This is a genomic window from Micromonospora sp. NPDC003776 (genome assembly GCF_053605645.1).
The window spans coordinates 1-2,470 of record NZ_JBSGJR010000789.1; the positions used below are offsets into that span (position 1 = coordinate 1).

The 2,470-nt window shown below is 70.5% G+C and carries 2 protein-coding genes; both read right to left on the reverse strand.

Annotated features, from left to right (window positions below):
* A partial coding sequence (locus ACWEVO_RS34925) for a hypothetical protein (RefSeq protein WP_452311679.1) occupies window positions 1-887 on the reverse strand: 887 nt, incomplete at its 3' end.
* Between the two features lie 211 nt (window positions 888-1,098).
* Window positions 1,099-1,290 carry a hypothetical protein gene (locus tag ACWEVO_RS34930; protein ID WP_452311680.1) on the reverse strand — a complete coding sequence of 64 codons (192 nt, stop codon included), beginning with the start codon at window positions 1,288-1,290 and terminating at the stop codon, window positions 1,099-1,101.
* Between the last annotated feature and the right edge of the window lie 1,180 nt (window positions 1,291-2,470).

Sequence of the window (2,470 nt, forward strand, 5' to 3'; positions counted from 1 at the left end):
CCCAACGCGGTGATCCGGCCATCGGCTCGCAGTCGCAGGGCCCCCGCGCTCAGCAGCGTGTTCAGGCCCCAGTCCACCCCGAGCGCGACCGTGTGCCCGGCGCGCCGGGCTTTCGGCACCACGTGCGTGAACGCGACATCGGCGCGTACCTGCCGGCCAGTGAGGCGCAGGGTGGGCAGGTGCAGCACCGCACCCGCAGGCACGGTGGGCGGCAGGGTGATCGGGCAGGCCACCCACGTCCAGTCCCGGTACGTGCGCGGATCCGGCCGGGTGGGCAACTGCAGGCGCAGCAGCGCCCTGCCCGGGTCGGTGTCGCTGCGTTCGATCGTGGCCTGCTGCCGGTCACACGCCGCAAGCACCAACATCCGCGGGACCTTCGGGATGCCTTCCAGTTCGAACACGCCCACCGGGAGGCGACCGTTGGCGTTGAGGAACCGGGCCGCCTGCCGGGTGCGGCCCTTGATGACGTTGGCCGGCAGATACTTCCCGCCAGGGATCGCCTCCCGCACCTGCTCCCACTCCTGTGGAGTGCGTTTGCGCGGGTCGGCCGGCCAGGATGCGAGGACTCCGGCGGTCAGATCGGCACGCCACTTCATCGACCGCAGCGCACGCCCGGCCTGCTCCTGCGCCATCCGCACGACGCGGTCACTGACCCTCACCCCCGCCGGGGCGGTGACGGTCCACCCCAGGCGCCGCAACGCCATCCACGCGTTCGACGGCAACCGTCGGCCACCCGCGTCCACACCGGAAGCCAACACCTGCACATCGACGGCGTTCCACCGCTGCACCAACAACCCGGAAACCATGCCCGCCACCAGATCGGCACACCACCCGACACGCTCGGCCAACACCGCCTGGGACAGGACCTCGCCGGACTTCTCATCCACACCGGCGCGCACAAGAGCGCGGACACACCCGGTCCGGGAAGCCTCGCCCTCAGCCAGCGACACCGCCCGACTCACCCGCCGCCATCCTCACGACACCCAGACCCGGGCCAACTCGCACAGCACCGCCACACGGCAGCGCTCACCGCCCGGCGCAGACCCCCACCGCCCCGCATCAAACCAGAAGACACCGACACCCACGACCGGACCACGATCACTGACGATCCTTAACCAATCCCTCAGCCTCATCTCCATTCCGGCCGGCGTCGAACGGATGCCGGTACCGGTCTTCCTGCTCTACACCACGCTGCGCAGCCTGATCTGGAACAGCGTCTTCGTTTTCGCCGGCTTCCTGCTCGGCGAGAACTGGCACCGCGTCGAGACATACGTGGGCACGCTCCAGCACGTCGTCATCGTGGTCTGCCTGGGCGCGGTCGGCTGGTTCGTGGTCAACCGGATCCGCCGTACCCGCCGCGCCCGGCTCTCCCCACCGGAGCCGGCCGAGCCGCCGCGCGGGGACGCTCTACCGGGGCGGCTGGTGGGTCCCCGAGGACGACCGCTAGACCGTTGCCCGGCTCCGGGCATGCCCGCCCAATCACGCCGCGTCAGCCTCCCCGATCCACTCCCATCGCGGCACGGCGTGGTGTCGCAGTGGCCCGCTTTTGCGGCACGCCACCCTCAACGGGCCGGCGCTGCGCACGGCGGGCCTTCCGCACGGTGTATGACAGCCGGCCGTCCCCGGTCAGTGCGGCGACGACGGCCCGGGGGATCGACTCGTCCTGCGGCAGGTGGCGGTATCCGGGCGGCCGCAGACGACCCTGTGCCGCATGTCGAGTGGATCACCGCCGTTCTGCCGCCTGTCACAGTGGCGGCCGTCCGACGGGCCCGGGTGACGGCAGGTCGCCGACGGGTCCGATCCGCCGCCCGCCACGTTTCCGACTGCGCACAACATCAGGGAAGTTGCTGCCTCAACGTGCCGGGAGGCGGCAGTTTCGCCGAAGTTGCCGGGCGAGACCGTCCCGGTGGGCGTGCTCGCGCTGGCCAAGGTCGGCCAGCATTGTGTGGCAATTGTCTGGGTCTGGGTCGGCTCGGGCGTGGCGGGTGGAACGCCATGAAGGTCACTGGGGCCCGGAGACGTCCATGGCGTTCCACCGACGGCGTGGACGGCTGGGCGGTCCGGCTCCGGGTGGGTGTGGTGTCCGGTTTGGGGGTGTGACCGGGGGCATCCGGGGGCCGGAATGGTGGGTGGGGCGGGGTCGTTGAACACGGGTGAACGGCCGAGGAAGACCGCCCCGCCCGACGGGGTGACGGACCCGGGAATGATGGTGGGTCGCCGGTCGTTACACATGGTCCCGGCGCCGCGAAGTGGCCCAGCCCCGCGTGCCGGATCCCCCGAAGACTTTTCCCCCTTGTTTTGAGCGCCTGACGGTGCTTGCGCACCCGCTGACCCCCATCGGTGTGCGTGCGCCGACCCCCGAATGGAGCTTGTCTCATGAACACGATCTTCCGTAAGAGCGTTCTTGGTGTTGCTGGTCTGGCTTTCACCGGTGGTGTGTTCGCCGGTCCGATCGCCGCTCACGCCGACG